Origin of the sequence: Pseudomonas sp. (assembly GCF_035554175.1) — a bacterium.
Lineage (GTDB): Bacteria > Pseudomonadota > Gammaproteobacteria > Pseudomonadales > Pseudomonadaceae > Aquipseudomonas.
Genome location: NZ_DATMIV010000006.1, coordinates 130,917 through 146,377, shown reverse-complemented (window position 1 = coordinate 146,377; position 15,461 = coordinate 130,917). Strand labels below are relative to the sequence as shown.

16 protein-coding genes are annotated in these 15,461 nt (G+C 60.4%); 4 read left to right on the top strand and 12 right to left on the bottom strand.

Features of this window, described 5'->3' with window-relative positions:
- The 3 genes from VNV36_RS02695 to ubiE all read right to left on the bottom strand — a co-directional run.
- Positions 1 to 1,152: AarF/UbiB family protein (locus VNV36_RS02695; RefSeq protein ID WP_325715997.1), on the bottom strand; the 1,152-nt coding region annotated here is incomplete at its 3' end.
- A complete protein-coding gene (locus tag VNV36_RS02690) occupies positions 1,149 to 1,772 on the bottom strand; it encodes a ubiquinone biosynthesis accessory factor UbiJ (RefSeq protein WP_016772070.1) in 624 nt (207 codons plus the stop codon). The genes VNV36_RS02690 and VNV36_RS02695, both read right to left, overlap by 4 nt.
- The gene (ubiE, locus tag VNV36_RS02685) at positions 1,772 to 2,542 is read right to left on the bottom strand and encodes a bifunctional demethylmenaquinone methyltransferase/2-methoxy-6-polyprenyl-1,4-benzoquinol methylase UbiE (protein ID WP_325715994.1); all 771 of its coding nucleotides are present in this window, start codon (positions 2,540 to 2,542) and stop codon (positions 1,772 to 1,774) included. The genes VNV36_RS02690 and ubiE overlap by 1 nt, the downstream gene beginning before the upstream one ends.
- A gap of 154 nt (positions 2,543 to 2,696) precedes the next feature.
- On the opposite strand from ubiE, the gene VNV36_RS02680 reads away from it, so the two are divergent.
- The 3 genes from VNV36_RS02680 (at position 2,697) to VNV36_RS02670 (ending at position 4,555) form a co-directional block, all read left to right on the top strand.
- Positions 2,697 to 2,972 carry a polyhydroxyalkanoic acid system family protein gene (locus VNV36_RS02680; RefSeq protein WP_310404165.1) on the top strand — a complete coding sequence of 92 codons (276 nt, stop codon included), beginning with the start codon at positions 2,697 to 2,699 and terminating at the stop codon, positions 2,970 to 2,972.
- Between the two features lie 232 nt (positions 2,973 to 3,204).
- The gene (locus VNV36_RS02675; RefSeq protein ID WP_325715991.1) at positions 3,205 to 3,627 is read left to right on the top strand and encodes a phasin family protein; all 423 of its coding nucleotides are present in this window, start codon (positions 3,205 to 3,207) and stop codon (positions 3,625 to 3,627) included.
- Between the two features lie 10 nt (positions 3,628 to 3,637).
- Positions 3,638 to 4,555 carry a phasin family protein gene (locus tag VNV36_RS02670; protein ID WP_325715989.1) on the top strand — a complete coding sequence of 306 codons (918 nt, stop codon included), beginning with the start codon at positions 3,638 to 3,640 and terminating at the stop codon, positions 4,553 to 4,555.
- 145 nt (positions 4,556 to 4,700) lie between these two features.
- Here VNV36_RS02670 and VNV36_RS02665 read toward each other — a convergent pair whose 3' ends face one another.
- From VNV36_RS02665 to argS, 9 genes are all read right to left on the bottom strand, one after another.
- Positions 4,701 to 5,321 carry a TetR/AcrR family transcriptional regulator gene (locus tag VNV36_RS02665; RefSeq protein WP_325715987.1) on the bottom strand — a complete coding sequence of 207 codons (621 nt, stop codon included), beginning with the start codon at positions 5,319 to 5,321 and terminating at the stop codon, positions 4,701 to 4,703.
- Between the two features lie 30 nt (positions 5,322 to 5,351).
- Positions 5,352 to 7,034 carry a class II poly(R)-hydroxyalkanoic acid synthase gene (gene phaC / locus VNV36_RS02660; protein WP_325715985.1) on the bottom strand — a complete coding sequence of 561 codons (1,683 nt, stop codon included), beginning with the start codon at positions 7,032 to 7,034 and terminating at the stop codon, positions 5,352 to 5,354.
- A gap of 139 nt (positions 7,035 to 7,173) precedes the next feature.
- Positions 7,174 to 8,028: a poly(3-hydroxyalkanoate) depolymerase gene (phaZ, locus tag VNV36_RS02655; protein WP_325715983.1), complete on the bottom strand. Its 855-nt coding sequence runs from the start codon at positions 8,026 to 8,028 to the stop codon at positions 7,174 to 7,176.
- Between the two features lie 150 nt (positions 8,029 to 8,178).
- Positions 8,179 to 9,858, bottom strand: coding sequence for a class II poly(R)-hydroxyalkanoic acid synthase (phaC, locus tag VNV36_RS02650; RefSeq protein ID WP_325715981.1), 1,680 nt, complete (start codon positions 9,856 to 9,858; stop codon positions 8,179 to 8,181).
- Between the two features lie 257 nt (positions 9,859 to 10,115).
- A complete protein-coding gene (locus tag VNV36_RS02645; RefSeq protein ID WP_325715979.1) occupies positions 10,116 to 10,493 on the bottom strand; it encodes a gamma-butyrobetaine hydroxylase family protein in 378 nt (125 codons plus the stop codon).
- Positions 10,494 to 10,618: 125 nt separating this feature from the next.
- Positions 10,619 to 11,956, bottom strand: coding sequence for an ATP-dependent protease ATPase subunit HslU (gene hslU, locus VNV36_RS02640; RefSeq protein ID WP_325715976.1), 1,338 nt, complete (start codon positions 11,954 to 11,956; stop codon positions 10,619 to 10,621).
- Positions 11,957 to 12,011: 55 nt separating this feature from the next.
- Positions 12,012 to 12,542: an ATP-dependent protease subunit HslV gene (hslV, locus tag VNV36_RS02635; protein WP_007968352.1), complete on the bottom strand. Its 531-nt coding sequence runs from the start codon at positions 12,540 to 12,542 to the stop codon at positions 12,012 to 12,014.
- Positions 12,543 to 12,814: 272 nt separating this feature from the next.
- Positions 12,815 to 13,525 (bottom strand): SPOR domain-containing protein, encoded by a 711-nt coding sequence (locus tag VNV36_RS02630; protein WP_325715973.1) that lies wholly within the window; start codon positions 13,523 to 13,525, stop codon positions 12,815 to 12,817.
- 1 nt (position 13,526) lies between these two features.
- Complete coding sequence (argS, locus tag VNV36_RS02625; RefSeq protein ID WP_325715971.1) at positions 13,527 to 15,263, bottom strand: arginine--tRNA ligase; 1,737 nt, start codon at positions 15,261 to 15,263, stop codon at positions 13,527 to 13,529.
- Between argS and VNV36_RS02620 the strand changes: the two genes are divergently transcribed.
- Positions 15,262 to 15,384 (top strand): hypothetical protein, encoded by a 123-nt coding sequence (locus VNV36_RS02620; protein WP_325715969.1) that lies wholly within the window; start codon positions 15,262 to 15,264, stop codon positions 15,382 to 15,384. The genes argS and VNV36_RS02620 overlap by 2 nt on opposite strands.
- Positions 15,385 to 15,461 lie beyond the last annotated feature (77 nt).

The following is a 15,461-nucleotide window of genomic DNA, read 5'->3' as shown; positions in this document are numbered from 1 at the left end:
CAGTACCTGACCGAAGGAAATATCTTTTAACGGTTTTTCGAAGATCGGTTCGCACACGGTGCGGATCGCCGCTTCGAATTCGTTGAGCTTGGTTTCCGCCGGCACCCAGCCCGAGTCAATGTGCAACTGCGCCACGCGGCGATAGTCACGCTTGAAAAAGGCGAACAGGTTACGCGCCAGGTAGTCCTGGTCTTCCGGTGTGAGGCTGCCGACGATGCCGCAGTCGATCGCAATGTACTGCGGGCTCCACGGGTTGACGGTGCTGACGAAGATGTTGCCCGGGTGCATGTCGGCGTGGAAGAAACTGTCGCGGAACACTTGGGTGAAGAAGATCTCCACACCGCGCTCGGCGAGCATTTTCATGTCGGTGCGCTGGTCGGCGAGGGTCGCCAGGTCAGTGACCTGAATCCCGTAGATGCGCTCCATCACCAGCACTTTCGGCCGGCACCAGTCCCAATAGACTTGCGGCACATACAGCAGCTGCGAACCTTCGAAGTTGCGGCGCAACTGGCTGGCGTTGGCCGCCTCGCGCAACAGGTCGAGTTCGTCGTAAATGGTTTTTTCGTAGTCCTGCACCACATCGACCGGGTGCAGCAGACGTGCGTCGGCGGAGAATTTCTCGGCAGCACGGGCGAGGATGAACAGCCATGCCAGATCCTGCGCGATCACCGGTTTCAGGCCAGGGCGAATGACCTTCACCACCACCTCTTCGCCGCTTTTGAGCTGCGCCGCGTGCACCTGCGCCACCGAGGCCGAGGCCAGCGGTTCGACGTCGAAACGGCTGAACACTTCACTGATTTTCTTGCCCAGCTGTTCTTCGATCAGCTTGACCGACAGCTGCGAATCGAACGGCGGCACGCGATCCTGCAGGAGCATCAGCTCATCGGCGATGTCTTCCGGCAGCAGGTCGCGACGGGTCGAGAGAATCTGCCCGAACTTGATGAAGATCGGCCCCAGATCCTGCAAAGCCAGACGCAAGCGCGCGCCACGGTTGAGCTCCAGTTGCTTGCGCGGCAGCCAGCGCCACGGCAGCAAAAAGCGCACTGCCAGAAGAAACCACGGCAGCGGCAGATCGAACAGCAGGTCATCGAGGCGGTAGCGGATCACGACGCGCTGGATGCGCAACAGACGGCGGACGGCAAGCAGCTTCATGCGTTATCGCTTGGGTCGAGGGATCGGGAAAGGCGCTCGAAACGCGCCTCGAGTCGTTCCAGATCAAGTTTGATCCGGTCCAGTTCGCTGAACCGCGCTTCCGCTTCGCGCTGCCCGACAAGGGTGCGCGATTCTTCGGCGAGGTATTCGGCAAGATTCTGGTTGAGGCTGGCAAATCCTTGTTGATACCAGCGCGCGCGGCTGCGCAGGTGGCCACCGAGCAGTTGCGTGGCGACCGGGCCGAGCCAGCGCGAGAGCTCGTACTCCCAGTCCAGCTCGAGGTCTTGCAGCACGCCGGCCAACTCCAGCAACACGCCGCTGTCGCCATCGAGCTCGACTTCCGGGGCGTGCAGCACCGCGGTCTTGTCTTTGCTCAGGGCCAGTTTGACCAGGCTCGAGGCCGGGGCGCGCAGCGTGCAATCGACATCCGCTGCCCACTGTGAAGCCAGCATCAGGCCTTCATCGCTGGGCAGGATGAACAGTTGCAGCGCCGGGCTGCGGCAGTCGACGGCAATCACCTTGCCGGTCAGATGCGCCAGACGCGGCAGTGCCGTGCTGTCGAGACGCAGCACCCGGTTGAGGCCGAGTTCGACGCTGGCGAGCAGCCCGGTGAGCAACATCAGGGCTTGATGCCGCGGTGCAGGGCGACGATGCCTGCGGTCATGTTGTGATAGGTCACGCGGTCGAAACCGGCCTCGACCATCATCGACTTCAGGGTTTCCTGATTCGGGTGCATGCGGATCGATTCGGCCAGGTAGCGATAGCTGTCCGAGTCGTTGGTGATCAGCTTGCCCATCAGCGGCATGAAGGCGAACGAGTAAGCGTCGTAGGCTTTGGACATCAGCGCATTGGTCGGCTTGGAGAATTCCAGCACCAGCAGGCGTCCACCGGGCTTGAGCACGCGCAGCATCGAACGCAGGGCGTCCTCTTTGTGCGTGACATTGCGCAGGCCGAAGGCGATGGTCACGCAGTCAAAGTGGTTGTCCGGGAACGGCAGCTTTTCCGCGTCGGCCTGGACGAATTCGACGTTGCCGGCAACGCCCAGATCCAGCAGGCGATCACGGCCGACCTTGAGCATCGATTCGTTGATATCGGCCAACACGACTTGCCCGGTCGGGCCAACGAGGTGCGAGAACTTGCGAGTCAGGTCGCCGGTGCCGCCAGCAATGTCGAGCACACGGTTGCCGCTGCGCACGCCGGAAAGTTCGATCGCGAAACGCTTCCACAGACGGTGCATGCCGCCCGACAGAAGGTCGTTCATCAGGTCGTATTTAGCGGCTACGGAATGGAAAACCTCAGCGACTTTTTCCGCTTTCTGGCTTTCCGGAACGTTTTTGAAGCCGAAGTGAGTGGTGGGTTCGGCATCGCTGCCTTTGCGCTGATCAGTCATATCGCTGTCACCAAAAGAGAATGCGCGACATTCTAATCCCCAAGCCATGCTTTGTCTTGGAATGGCTAAAGGTAAGATGGGCAACCTTCGGGACGATTTGCCGCAGATGCGGTCAAGATTCCATGTCAGCCAATCAATCATCAGGAGTCATTCCATGGCCAAAATCAGTGTTGAGCGTGCCCACACCCTGGGCAAGGAAGCCGCCCGCGAGAAGGCCGACAAGCTGGCCAGGAAACTCAATGAACAATATGGCCTGGAGCCGCAATGGTCGGGCGACACCCTCAATCTCAAGCGCTCGGGCGTGAAAGGCGAAGTGCATGTCGCGGACGATTCGATCAGGGTCGACGTCGAGCTGGGCCTGATGATGTCGGCCATGAGCGGCATGATCAAAGCCGAGATCGAAAAAGCCCTCGACAAAGCCCTGGCCTGATTTTCCAGATTGAAAGCCAACCCCCTGTGGGAGCGAGCCTGCTCGCGAAAGCGGTGTGTCAGTTGACTGAAATGTTGGCTGATATGACGCATTCGCGAGCGGGCTCGCTCCCACATTTATATAAAGTTGCGCCCGCTGGTTAGGGTGCCTTTTCTAATTTTTCTACCTACTTTGTGCCTCAGCCCGACACTCGTCCGGCAGTTCCTCAAACCTTCTGCGCGTGAGGTGCACCATGGCCAAAGTTATTTTGAAGAAAAAAATCGACGCTCCGACTTCGACGTTGAGCAACGTCAAATCCTATGCCCGCAAGATCTGGCTGGCGGGTCTGGGCGCCTACACCAAGGTCGGTGAGGAGGGCAGCGAGTACTTTCACGAGTTGATCGCCGCCGGTCAAACTGTTGAAAAGAAAGGCAAAAAAGCCGTCACTGAAAAACTCCTCGCGGCCAATGCCGAGATCGATGACGCGGCCACTCAGGTCAGCTCGTTCAAGGGCCGCGTTGAGGTTCAGCTGGACAAGGTCGAGAAGGCCTTCGACAACCGTGTGGCCAGCGCCTTGAATCGTATCGGCATTCCGTCTAAACATGACGTTGAGGCACTCTCTGCTAAGCTCGATGAGCTGACGGCATTGCTCGAACGCGTCGCGCGAAAATCTTAAGGAGAACGGGATGGCTGGCAAAAAGAACACCGATAAAGAAAGCAGCTCGTGGGTCGGGAAGGTCGAGTCTTACTCCCGCAAAATCTGGCTGGCTGGTTTGGGCGTGTACTCGAAGATCGACACTGACGGCAGCAAACTCTTCGATGCATTGGTCAAGGACGGCGAGAAAGCCGAGAAGCTCACCAAGTCTGCGGTCGGCAAGAAAGTCGAGGACTCGACCTCTTCGGCCAAGTCGCGCATCAGCGGCGTGAAAGACCGCGCACTGGGCAAGTGGGACGAGCTGGAAGGGGCTTTTGACAAGCGCCTGAACAGCGCGATTTCGCGTCTTGGTGTGCCGAGCCGCAATGAGGTCAAGGCACTCAACGCCAAGGTCGATACGCTGACGAAACAGATCGAAAAACTCACCGGTCTTAAGGCTCAGCCTGTAGCGGCGAAAACCGCGGCGGCGAAACCGGCTACCAAAACTGCGGCGGCCAAACCTGCGACGAAAACCGCAGCCAAGCCACTTACCAAAGCGGCGGCAAAACCTGCTTCGAAAGCTGCGGCCAAGCCGGCCGCGAAAACAGCAGCAGCCAAGCCTGCGGCCAAAGCGGCAGCCAAACCGGTTGCCGCCAAGACCGCTGCGAAACCAGCAACCAAAGCGGCAGCAAAACCGGCCGCTAAAACTGCAGCGAAACCAGCGGCCAAGCCAGCAGTGAAAACCGCTGCCGCCAAACCCGCTGCGAAGGCTGCGGCCAAGCCGGCTGCGGCGAAAAAGCCTGCAGTAAAAAAACCGGCCGCGCCGAAAGCCGCTGCGCCGAAACCGGCCGCCGCGGCATCGACTGCGCCAACAGCTCCGGCCAACGCGGCAAACTCCGCTGCGGCACCCACGGCAGCAGCTACTCCGACTGCAGCATCGACTCCGTCGACGCCATCCAGTCAGTCCTGATTTCAGGACGAATCAAACACGCCCGGCCTGTGAAGGTCGGGCGTTTTTGTTTGTGCATTAAAAGATCGCAGCCTTCGGCAGCTCCTACAGGGGAGTACATTCCAAATGTAGGAGCTGCCGAAGGCTGCGATCTTTTGATTCTGAGTTACTCGTGATCCTCAAGGTATTGCAGTGCCATCCGCTCTGTCGCCACCTTCACCGGCGGCAGCAAATGCGGCGCCACCAGCATCATGACCTGATAGACCACCAACCGAACCTCGCCCTCCCGATCGAGGATCCGCTGGTAATCCAGAGAGAAAAGCAACGTCATGGTGACCTGCTCCACCAGCTGCCCCAACGCCTGGGTGTCGCTGACCAGTTGCCCCGAAGCTTTCAATCGCGCCAGCAGCGATGCCAGCGTCCTCTTCAAGGCGTTGAGCAGGTTGCGAATGCCCTTGGCCAGTTTCGGTAGCCGACCGGCAAGGTTTGAGAGGTCCTGAAACAGGAACCGATACTGCGCCAGACGCTCGACGATCAAATGCAGAAACAGCCAATAATCCTCCGGCGCCAGTTCCACCTCCGGCGGTGGGTCGAGCAGGGGGGCGAGTTCATGCTGGAAGCGTTCGAACAGGCCCAGAATCAGCGGCTCCTTGCCGTGGAAGTGGTAGTAGAGGTTGCCGGGGCTGATCCCCATTTCGTTGGCCACCTCCATGGTGGAGACGTTCGGTTCGCCCTTTTCGTTGAACAGTTGCAGCGCACATTCGAGAATCCGGTCGCGGGTTTTCATCCAGTCTTCTTAGAAAAGTTCGGTTAAGCGTCAGCGCACATGCACGTAGGTGCCGGGTGCCGCTTCCATCGGTGGATAGTTCGGGTTGCCGAGGGTGGTGCGGGTTTCGTGCTCGGCGCCAGAGCGCTGCGCAACCCACTCCAGCCACTGCGGCCACCAGCTGCCGTTGACATGTCTGGCGTCGTAGTACCAGGCGCGCGGGTCGCTGCTCAGCTTGCCGTTCTCGACATAAGCTGCTTTCGGATTGCTCGGCGGGTTGAGGATGCTTTGCACGTGGCCGCTGTTGGCCAGCACGAAACGTCGCTCGCCACCGAGTAGCAGGGTCGAGCGATACACCGCGTCCCACGGCGTGATGTGGTCGTTCATGCCGGCGACGCTGAAGCTGTCGACATTGACCTTCTGCAGATCGATCGGCGTGCCGCAGACCTCGAGACCGCCGGGGTGGGTCAGCGGGTTGTGTTTGAAGAAGTCCAGCAGATCACCGTGCAGCGCCGCCGGCAGGCGGGTGTTGTCGTTGTTCCAGTAGAGGATGTCGAACGCTGGTGGCTCCTTGCCCAGCAGGTAGTTGTTGACGAAGTAGCTCCAGATCAAATCGTTGGGGCGCATCCAGGCGAAGACTTTGGCCATGTCGCGGCCGTCGAGCACGCCTTTCTGATAGGAGCGACGCTTGGCCGCTTCGAGGGTCTGCTCGTCGGCGAACAGCGTGGCCGGGGTGTCGATCTGGCTGTCAAGCAGGCTGACCAGATACGTCGCACTGGCGACCCGGCGCAGTTGCCGTTTGGCCTGCAGATGGCCTTGCAGGGCGGCGATGGTCAGGCCGCCGGCGCAGGCGCCCATCAGGTTCACCTCCCGCGCGCCGGTGATGGCCCGGCAGATGTCCATCGCGGCTTCGACTGCTTCGACGTAACTCGACAGGCCCCATTCGCGATGGCGTACATCGGGGTTGCGCCAACTGATCATGAAAGTCTGCAGGCCATTCTTCAGGGCGTACTGGACGAAGCTGTTCTGCGGGCTCAGATCGAAAATGTAGTACTTGTTGATTTGCGGCGGCACCACCAGCAAGGGCTTGGCGTACTGTTTTTCGCTCATCGATTTGTACTGGATCAGTTCGAACATTTCGTTGCGAAACACCACTGCCCCGGGGGTCGTCGCCACAGTCTTGCCGACCTCGAACGCCTGTCGGGTGACTTGCCGAGGCAGTCCGTCGTTGTGCAACAGATCATCGAACAGATGGCTGAGACCACGCACCAGACTGTGTCCGCCAGAATTGAACAACTCCTTGACCGCCAGCGGATTGAGCAAGGTGTTGGACGGCGCCACGGCGTCATTGAGAAGAGCGAAAGCGAAGTGCGCACGGGCGCGATCTTCGGCATTCATATCACCTTCATCAATCCAGCTTTTGACCTGATTCTGCCAGGCCAGATACGCCTGCAGGCTGCGTCGGTAGAACGGGTTGTGGCTCCATGTCGGATCGGCGAAGCGGCTGTCCTGCGGGTTGGTCGGGTGCAGGGTTTCGCCGAGCAGTACGCGGCCCAGTTGCCCGCCGAATTTCACTGCGTGCTTCGCGCAGTGCAGCGGATTGCGCAGGCCATGAACGGCCACACTGCGCAGCGTCGACAGCAGATCCTTGCCACGCAGGCCAGTGATCGCACTTTGGGCGTTGATAAACACGGCGGGGCTGGGCACCACGGCCGTCGCTGGTTTTTCGCGCATGACTCAACACTCCTTCGTCTTCAGGGCAAAAACACACTCACCGAACCAGAACACCATAGACGCTGTTGCGGGCTGCTGCCTGCGCGGCGTCCTGCCGCGCACTTGATGAAAAAGACCTGCATAAAACCTGCCGCCGCGATCAGCCGCCCAGCGGGGTTGGATGCGGGTGCATGACGGCGCGCTGACGCTCCTCCTGCAGGAACTTCATGATGATCGGCGCCACGGCTTCGGCGCGGGTGATCAGGAACAGATGGCCGTCATCGATGATGTGCAATTGCGCATTGGGAATGCGCCAGGCGAGCACGCGCATGTTGATCAGCGGGATCAGCGGATCGTCATCGCCGGCCAGCACCAGCGTCGGCTGATGGATCTTGTGCAGCCAGTGAATGCTGGTCCAGCCTAGGCCGGCGAACAGCTGCCAGTAGTAACCGAGCTTGCCCGCCGAGCGCACTTTCGCCGCATGGCTGGCGGCCAGCGTCGGGTCGCGGCGGAACGAGCCGCCGTAGATCATCGGCGCGATGCGGATCACGTGGGACGGCTGGATGTAGCGGCGCGGACTGGCCATCATCCACAGCACTTTCGGTTTGCCCGGCACCATCACCGCACCGGCAGCGGTTGCCGCCAACACCAGTTTCTTGCAGCGCTCCGGGAAGTCGTAGGCAAACTGCTGCGCCAGGGCGCCGCCCCACGACACGCCGATCACGTTGACCTGACCGTAGTCGAGATAGTCGAGCATCCGTGCCGTCAGTCTGGCCAGACCGGGAAAGCGGTATGGCCGGTTCGGTGTCGACGAACCGCCGACACCGGGCACGTCGAAGGCGATCACCTCCAGATCCGGGTCCAGTGCCGCGACAAACGGAAACACCAGCTCGAGGTTGGCGCCGATGCCGTTGAAAATCAGCAAGGGCGTCAAATGAGGCTTGCCGGGGCGCACCGCCGTGCGGAGGGTCTGGCCATCCAGATCGACGGTGCGGAATATGAACGGTTGCGGCATGCTTCAGGCCCTGTAGATTTCAAGTCCACCCGTATCCGGTAGGAGCTGACGAGCGAAGCGAGGCTGCGATCTTTTGATCTTTGACGACGACATCAAGAGATCGCAGCCTCGATTCACTCGACAGCTCCTACAGCGGCCGGGTGGTGTCAGTTACCGCTCATGTACGTAGGTGCCCGGCGCAGCCTCGCCCGCCGGATACGCCTTGTTGCCCAGTTTCGTCGGGGCCTTTTTCAGGTTGCCCGAGCGCTCGGCCAGCCAGGCTTGCCAGTACAGCCACCAGGAATCGGTGTGCTTGGTCGAGTTTTCCTGCCAGTCATCGGCCGTCGCCGCCATCTCTTCGCCGGTCATGTAGCGCGACTTCGGGTTGCCTGGCGGATTGAGAATGCTCTGGATATGGCCACTGCTCGACAGCACAAATTCAACTTTTCCGCCGAACAGCTGTGCAGACTTGTAGCAGGACTTCCACGGGGTGATGTGATCGTTGGTGCCGGCCAGCGAGAAAATGTCGGCGGTCACCTGCTTGAGGTCGATCGGCGTGCCGCACACTTCCAGTGCATTGGCACGGACCAGTGGATTGTTTTTGAACATCTCGATCAGGTCGCCGTGGAACGCGGCGGGCAGGCGCGTGGTGTCGTTGTTCCAGAACAGGATGTCGAACACCGGCGGCTCGTTGCCGAGCAGGTAGTTGTTGACCCAGTAGTTCCAGATCAGGTCGTTGGGGCGCATCCAGGCGAAGACCTTGGCCATGTCTTTGCCTTCGAGCACACCGGCCTGGTAGGAATGGCGTTTGGCAGTCTCGAGGGTTTGCTCATCGACAAACAGAGCGACGTCGCTGTCCAGCGTGGTATCGAGCACGCTGACCAGCAGAGTGAGGGCATTGACCTTGTTCTCGCCGAGCGCTGCGTAGTGGCCGAGCAGGGCGGTGCAGGTGATGCCGCCGGAGCAGGCGCCCAGCATGTTGACGTCTTTGCTGCCGGTGATCGCCGTGACCACATCAACCGCTTCCTTCAGCGCTTCGATGTAGGTTGACAGGCCCCACTCGCGCTGGGCCTTGGTCGGGTTGCGCCAACTGACGATGAAGGTCGGCACGTTATTGCGCAGGCAGAAGCGCGCCAGGCTCTTGTCCGGGCTCAGGTCGAAGACGTAGAACTTGTTGATCTGCGGCGGCACTACGAGCAATGGACGCTCGTGAACCTGCTCGGTGATCGGCCGGTACTGGATCAGCTCCAGCACGTCATTGCGAAAAATCACCGCGCCTTCGGTGACGCCAAGGCTCTTGCCGACCTCGAACGCGCCCATGTTGACCTGGCTCGGCATGCCGCCGTTGTGCACCAGATCCTTGGCCAGGTGCGAGAGGCCATCGAGCAGGCTTTTACCGCCGGTTTCGAAGAAGCGTTTGACCGCCGCCGGGTTGGCCGCCGTGTTGGTCGGGGCCATGGCTTCGGTCATCAGGTTGATGACGAAGTGCCCGCGAGCGATGTCTTTGGGTGACAGGCTGCTGTCGTCGATCCAGGCGTGCAGTTCCTTGCGCCAGGCCAGATAGGTTTGCAGATAACGTTTGTACAGCGGGTTCTGGCTCCAGGCCGGGTCGGCAAAACGGCGATCATCGCTGGCCGGTTGCAGAGCGGATTTACCGAGCAGCACGTTTTTCAGCTCAAGGCCGAAATGGGTCACATGCCTGACGCTGTGAATCGGTTGTCTGATGGCCTGTTTCAGCACCATTCGAGCAGAGGCCAGCAGATCCTTTCCGCGCAGCCCGACGACAGGGTTCAGCCCCAGAGTGTTTTCGGAGGCTTGGTACTTCAGGTCATCGTTATTCTTGTCACTCATCTACGACGCTCCATTGTCCTGAGACGAGTACCCGGTTTTGTGCTGTCGCTTCCACAGCCAATGCCGGGTACTACTGCTCGGGTGACCGTTGATTCTGCATGGTTGCTTTACAGTCGTAGAGCACTGCAGGGAACTTGCCAGCTCCATTGGTTACCCGAGTTTAAATTTTTTCGCAAGCAGCCGATCCGGGGCCGCATGCGCGCAGCATTCAAACAGATGAAATTAGAAAATGCCCTCTAAAGAGCGAGACCCACGGACTAGAGCATCAGCTTGACGAACGACTCGTTCGGATCGCGGGACTTTCCGGCAGCGCGCAGCTCGGCGAGATAATCGTCCCAGAGTTCTTCCTGGCGTTTACCGAGTTGGTAGAGGTATTCCCAAGTGAACAAGCCACTGTCATGACCGTCGTCAAAGGTGAGTTTCAGTGCGTAGTTGCCGGCGGGCTCAAGTTTGCTCAGGCCAACGTTGAGCTTGCCGAATTGCAGAATCGGTTTGCCGTGGCCCTGGACCTCGGCGGAGGGGGAGTGCACGCGCAGAAACTCGGCGGGCAGGGTGAATTCCTCGCCGGACGGGTATTTGAGCGTCAGGGTTTTCGAGGCTTTGTGCAGTTTGATGTCGGTGGGAATAGTAGTCATTGCAGGTCATCCGACTGTGATGAGCCCCTGTAGGAGCTGCCGAAGGCTGCGATCTTTTGATTTTGCTTGTTCAGGATCAAGTCAAAAGATCGCAGCCTTCGGCAGCTCCTACAGGGAGAAGTGACCTACAGGATATAACGGGAAAGATCTTCGTTCTGCGCCAATTCGCCGAGGTGGCCGTTGACGTACTCGGCGTCGATCAGGATCGCCTTGTCATCGTGGGCGCTGGCCAGATCGCCGGCACTGAACGACACCTCTTCAAGCAAGCGCTCGAGCAGCGTGTGCAGGCGCCGGGCACCGATGTTCTCGGTCTTCTCGTTGACCTGCCAGGCAATCTCCGCCAGGCGCTTGATGCCTTCGGGCTGGAACTGGATGTTCAGGCCTTCGGTTTTCAGCAGCGCGCAGTATTGCTCGGTGAGCGAGGCGTGCGGTTCGCTGAGAATGCGCTCGAAGTCTTCCGGGCTCAGCGCCTTGAGTTCGACGCGGATCGGCAGACGACCTTGCAGCTCGGGCACCAGATCGCTCGGCTTGCTCAGGTGGAATGCACCGGAGGCAATGAACAGGATGTGGTCGGTCTTGACCATGCCCAGTTTGGTGTTGACGGTGCAGCCTTCAATCAGCGGCAGCAGGTCGCGTTGTACGCCTTCACGGGAGACATCGGCGCCGCCGACATTGCCGCGTTTGGCAACCTTGTCGATTTCGTCGATGAACACGATGCCGTGCTGCTCGACCGCTTCCAGCGCTTTGGCCTTCAGCTCTTCTTCGTTGACCAGACGCCCGGCTTCTTCATCTCGCACCAGTTTCAGTGCTTCCTTGACCTTCAGCTTGCGCGATTTCTTCTTGCCCTTGCCCATGTTGGCAAACAGCGATTGCAGCTGGTTGGTCATCTCTTCCATGCCCGGCGGCGTGGCAATCTCGATGCCGGAGACTTCGGCGACTTCGATTTCGATTTCCTTGTCATCCAGCTGACCTTCACGCAGGCGCTTGCGGAACAGCTGACGGGTATTGGAATCGGAGCTTGGCGCTTCTTCATTGCTGAAACCCATGCGTGCCGGCGGCAGCAACGCGTCGAGGATGCGATCCTCGGCCGCGTCTTCGGCGCGGTGGCGCACGCGGGTCATTTCCTGCTCGCGGAGCATCTTGATCGCAGCGTCAGCCAGATCACGGATGATCGACTCGACGTCACGGCCGACATAACCGACTTCGGTGAACTTGGTCGCTTCGACCTTGATGAACGGCGCGTTGGCCAGTTTCGCCAGGCGACGGGCGATCTCGGTTTTACCGACACCGGTCGGGCCGATCATCAGGATGTTCTTCGGGGTCACCTCAACGCGCAGTTCTTCAGGCAGCTGCATGCGGCGCCAGCGGTTGCGCAGGGCAATCGCGACGGCGCGCTTGGCATCGTCCTGGCCGATGATATGGCGGTTGAGTTCGTGGACGATTTCGCGGGGAGTCATGGACATAGTAATTGACGGTCCTCAAGCAGAAACAAGCCGTGGCACATGGGCCGCGTCAGGCTTATTCAGCGAGATCCTGCTCCTCAATGGTCTGGGTGTGGTTGGTGAATACGCAGATGTCGCCGGCGATGCCGAGCGCGGTTTCAACGATTTCGCGAGCCGACAGGTCGGTCTTTTTCAACAATGCGCTGGCAGCGGCCTGGGCATAGGCTCCACCGGAACCCATGGCGATCAAACCATCTTCGGGTTCGACCACGTCGCCGTTGCCGGTGATGATCAGCGAGGCGTCCTTGTTGGCGACTGCGAGCATGGCTTCGAGGCGGCTCAGGGAGCGGTCGGTGCGCCACTCTTTGGCGAGTTCGACGGCGGCGCGGATCAGGTGGCCCTGATGTTTCTCGAGCTGGCCTTCAAAGCGTTCGAACAGGGTAAAGGCATCGGCGGTGGCACCGGCGAAACCGGCGATGACCTGGCCGTGGTACAGGCGACGAACCTTTTTGGCGTTGCCTTTCATCACGGTATTGCCGAGAGAAACCTGGCCGTCGCCGCCCATGACGACTTTGCCGTGGCGGCGGACTGAAACGATGGTGGTCAAGGGAAGAGTCTCCACGCAGCGGGGCGAAAATGCCTTATGCCCATTCATATGGGGGTGGTGAAAGGGATTTCAACCGTGGTGCGGGGGAGGGGACGAGCGGTGATATCGGGAAATGCAAACAACTGTGGCGAGGGAGCTTGCTCCCGTTCGGCTGCGCAGCAGTCGCAAATCCTGTAAGCCCGGTGGGTCTGATGTAACGGAAACACAGGATTTGGGGGCGCTGCGCGCCCCAGCGGGAGCAAGCTCCCTCGCCACAACCGCCCGGCGTCAGGTCAGCGGCTCTGGCGTTGTTGTAACAGCAGGTTGCTGAAGCCGCTGCCAGCCAGTTGCTTCTGCGCTGTGGTCAGTTGTTCGCGGTTGCTGAACGGGCCGACCAGCACGCGGTACCAGGTTTCATCCTTGACCGTGCCGGACTCCACCGAGACTGCCTGGCCGAGCAGAATGATCTGCGCGCGGACCTTGTCGGCGTCCGCCTCTTTACGGAACGAACCGGCCTGGAGGAAGAATTTGGTCACTGGCGCGGCCTTGCTCACCGGTGGCGCTGGCGGCGGGGTGATTCCGGCGAGGGCTGCCTGGGCTCGCGCCGTGTCGATTTTCGCCGCTTCGGCCGGGGTCACCGGCGTGGTCGGAATGCTCGGCACTTGCGGCGTCGGCAAAGTTTTCTCCGGTACGGCGTCCGGGGGCACGATCACCTCCGATTCCGGCAGCAGTGTGTAGAAGTCGTACTTCGGCTTCACCGGTTGCGTCGGGCTCGGCGGAGTCTTGTTGGCCTCGGCGATCTTCGATGCTTTCTGCTGCTGCTCGACTTTCTCGCGCTTGACCGTGTCGCTGCCCTTGCCCGGTTCCAGCTTCATCAGAAACACGATGAACGCGCCGACCGTGAGGCCGATCGCCATCCACAGCCAGCCCGGAATCGGTTGTTTCGCAGGTGCCTGATAGCGGCTGGCGCCGCGTTTGGGTGCAGGTTTTTTCTTGGCGGCCAACTTACATGCGCTCCAGAGTTTCCAGACCCAACAGCTCCAGGCCTTGCTTGAGGGTGCGACCGGTCAGTGCAGCCAGACGCAGACGGCTCTGCATCTGCGCCGGGGTGTCGGCGGCGAGGATCGGGCAGTTCTCGTAGAAGCTGGAGAACAGGCCGGCGACGTCGTACAGGTAGGTGCAGAGAATATGCGGCGTGCCTTTTTCGGCAACGTTGTTCAGCACTTCGCCGAACTGCGCCAGCTTCGCCGCCAGTTCCTGTTCGTGCGCGGCTTCGAGGACGATCTGGCCGTCGACTTCGCTGAAGTCCTTGCCCAGTTTGCGGAACACACCGGCGACGCGGGTGTAGGCGTACAGCAGGTACGGCGCAGTGTTGCCTTCGAAGTTGAGCATCAGGTCGAAGTTGAAGCTGTAATCGCTGGTGCGATGCTTGGACAGGTCGGCGTATTTCACCGCGCCGATGCCGACAACTTTGGCGATGTTGCGCAGTTCTTCTTCGGCCAGGCTCGGGTTCTTTTCTTTCACCAGACTGTAGGCGCGTTCCTGGGCTTCGGTCAGCAGGTCGATCAGCTTCACGGTGCCGCCGTCACGGGTCTTGAACGGACGGCCGTCGGCGCCGTTCATGGTGCCGAAACCCATGTGCTCCATTTCCATCGGATGGGTAACGAATCCGGCCTTGCGTGCCACGGCAAACACTTGCTGGAAGTGCAGGGCCTGCCGTTGGTCGACGAAATACAACGCGCGATCAGCCTTGAGCTTGCCGCTGCGGTAGCGCACGGCCGCCAGGTCAGTGGTGGCGTACAGGTAACCGCCGTCGGCCTTGACGATGATCACCGGCAGCGGGTCGCCGTCGGCGTTCTTGAACTCGTCGAGGAACACGCACTGGGCGCCATTGCTCTCGACCAGCATGCCGGCAGCCTTGAGGTCGTTGACCACATTGATCAGATCGTCGTTGTAGGCACTTTCGCCCATTACGTCGGCCATGGTCAGTTTGACGTTGAGCAGTTCGTAGATCTTCTGGCAGTGCGACAGCGAGATGTCCTTGAACCGGGTCCACAGCGCCAGGCATTCGGCATCGCCGGCCTGCAGCTTGACCACCAGGCCACGGGCGCGGTCGGCGAATTCTTCGGACTCGTCGAAACGCTGCTTGGCGGCGCGATAGAAGTTTTCCAGATCGGACAGCTCGTCGCTGGTGATCGGGTTTTCCTGCAAGTAAGCCATCAGCATGCCGAACTGGGTGCCCCAGTCGCCGACGTGGTTCTGGCGGATTACTTCGTCGCCGAGCAATTCCAGCACGCGGGCCACGCCGTCACCGATGATGGTCGAGCGCAAATGGCCGACGTGCATCTCTTTGGCCAGGTTCGGTGCCGACAGGTCGACCACGGTGCGCTGCGCCGGGCCGGCCTTGCGTACGCCGACATGGGCATCGGCCAGCGCTGCGTCGAGGCGCGCGGCCAGGGCCTGGGTGTTCTGGAAGAAGTTGATGAAGCCCGGGCCGGCGATTTCGGCCTTGGTGACGTTCTCGTCGGCGGGCAGTGCGGCGATGATCTTTTCCGCCAGATCGCGTGGTTTCATGCCGGCAGGCTTGGCCAGCATCATCGCGATATTGCTGGCGAAGTCGCCGTGGGTCTTGTCGCGGGCGTTCTCCACCTGGATCGCCGGCGTCAGGCCTTCAGGCAACACACCTTCGTTGACGAGTTGGGTGAGGGCTTGCTGGATCAGCTGGCGAATGGTGTCTTTCATGGTCTTCTCTTTCGACCGCAAGCGCGGCGGGCGCATCGATGCGCGGGTGGAAAAACTGGGCATTATCCGTTGCGAAGACGGGCTTGCCAACCTTAGCAGGCAGGATGTGGATTTGTGGTGACATCAAAGTCAAAAGATCGCAGCCTTCGGCGGCTCCTACACTGGAATCGGCATCTATCTGTAGGAGCTGCCGAAGGC

Bases quoted from the DNA above. Each gene is read 5' to 3' on its own strand.
- VNV36_RS02680 (WP_310404165.1), top strand. From the start codon at position 2,697: ATGGCCAAAATCAGTGTTGAGCGTGCCCACACCCTGGGCAAGGAAGCC.
- phaC (WP_325715985.1), bottom strand. From the start codon at position 7,034: ATGCGCGAAAAACCAGCGACGGCCGTGGTGCCCAGCCCCGCCGTGTTT.
- ubiE (WP_325715994.1), bottom strand. From the start codon at position 2,542: ATGACTGATCAGCGCAAAGGCAGCGATGCCGAACCCACCACTCACTTC.
- VNV36_RS02665 (WP_325715987.1), bottom strand. From the start codon at position 5,321: ATGAAAACCCGCGACCGGATTCTCGAATGTGCGCTGCAACTGTTCAAC.
- VNV36_RS02670 (WP_325715989.1), top strand. From the start codon at position 3,638: ATGGCTGGCAAAAAGAACACCGATAAAGAAAGCAGCTCGTGGGTCGGG.
- VNV36_RS02690 (WP_016772070.1), bottom strand. From the start codon at position 1,772: ATGTTGCTCACCGGGCTGCTCGCCAGCGTCGAACTCGGCCTCAACCGG.
- phaC (WP_325715981.1), bottom strand. From the start codon at position 9,858: ATGAGTGACAAGAATAACGATGACCTGAAGTACCAAGCCTCCGAAAAC.
- VNV36_RS02675 (WP_325715991.1), top strand. From the start codon at position 3,205: ATGGCCAAAGTTATTTTGAAGAAAAAAATCGACGCTCCGACTTCGACG.
- argS (WP_325715971.1), bottom strand. From the start codon at position 15,263: ATGAAAGACACCATTCGCCAGCTGATCCAGCAAGCCCTCACCCAACTC.
- VNV36_RS02645 (WP_325715979.1), bottom strand. From the start codon at position 10,493: ATGACTACTATTCCCACCGACATCAAACTGCACAAAGCCTCGAAAACC.
- VNV36_RS02620 (WP_325715969.1), top strand. From the start codon at position 15,262: ATGGTCTTCTCTTTCGACCGCAAGCGCGGCGGGCGCATCGATGCGCGG.
- phaZ (WP_325715983.1), bottom strand. From the start codon at position 8,028: ATGCCGCAACCGTTCATATTCCGCACCGTCGATCTGGATGGCCAGACC.
- hslU (WP_325715976.1), bottom strand. From the start codon at position 11,956: ATGTCCATGACTCCCCGCGAAATCGTCCACGAACTCAACCGCCATATC.